1 protein-coding gene is annotated in these 1,190 nt (G+C 46.3%); it reads left to right on the forward strand.

All coding sequences use genetic code 11. The features are described 5' to 3' along the window. On the forward strand, positions 1–1,190 hold a 1,190-nt coding region (locus AC1EU5_RS15965), incomplete at both ends, for a DUF7507 domain-containing protein (protein ID WP_480193417.1).

The raw sequence follows: 1,190 nt of genomic DNA on the forward strand, positions 1-1,190 counted from the left end.
ATGGAGCTACGGGAGCGATTGATGTAAGTGCGAGTACACCAGGTACGTATACAATTACGTATACAACAGCAGGCGCATGTCCGAATAGCAGTACAGAGAGTGTTACGATCACTGCGCTACCTACAGCTTCAATTTCTTATGCTGGAGCTCCTTTCTGTAATATAGGAGTTACAAGCGTAACACAAACTGGGCAAGGAGGGGGAACGTATTCTTCAACTGCAGGTTTAGTTATTGATACTAATACTGGTGAAGTTAATATAGGAGCTAGCACACCTGGAACCTATACGGTTACTTATGCTTTTAGTGACTCAAATTCTTGTAGTAATACTACTTTTACATCTATTACAATTGATACTTGTTCATTTGGTCTAGTCAAGAGCAATACGATTACGGACCCAGATGGATCTGGAGATGTGTCAGTGGGTGATGTGGTGACCTATACCTTTACAGTAACCAACACAGGTACAGCAACGCTGACAGGTGTAGCTGTGGTTGATGATATTTTAGGTGCCGTGATCTTAAGTGATGTAGCAGGTGATGGCGTAGCAGTGCTAGCCGCTGGTGACAGTGAGAGTGGTACACTTAGCTATACGATCCAGGCAGGTGACTTAGGTACGACCATTACGAACATTGCTACGGGAAGCAGTGATCAGGCCCCAGATGTAACGGATACCAACAGTATCCCGGTAGCGACACCAAGCATGGGTATTGTCAAGAGCAATACGATTACGGATCCAGATGGATCAGGAGATGTTTCAGTGGGTGATGTGGTGACCTATACCTTTACAGTAACCAATACAGGTACAGCTACCTTAACAGGCGTAGGGGTGGTTGATGATATATTAGGTGCGGTGACCTTAAGCGATGTAGCAGGTGATGGCGTAGCAGTGCTAGCCGCTGGTGACAGTGAGAGTGGTACACTTAGCTATACGATCCAGGCAGGTGACTTAGGTACAACGATCACCAATGTGGCTACAGGAAGTAGTGATCAGGCCCCAGATGTTACGGATACCAACAGTATCCCAGTAGCTACCCCAAGCATGGGTATCGTGAAGAGCAATACGATTACGGACCCAGATGGTTCAGGAGATGTGTCAGTGGGTGATGTGGTGACCTATACCTTTACAGTAACCAATACAGGTACAGCAACGCTGACAGGCGTAGCTGTGGTCGATGATATTTTAGGTGCT

It is taken from the genome of Maritimimonas sp. 2405UD52-3 (assembly GCF_056591715.1).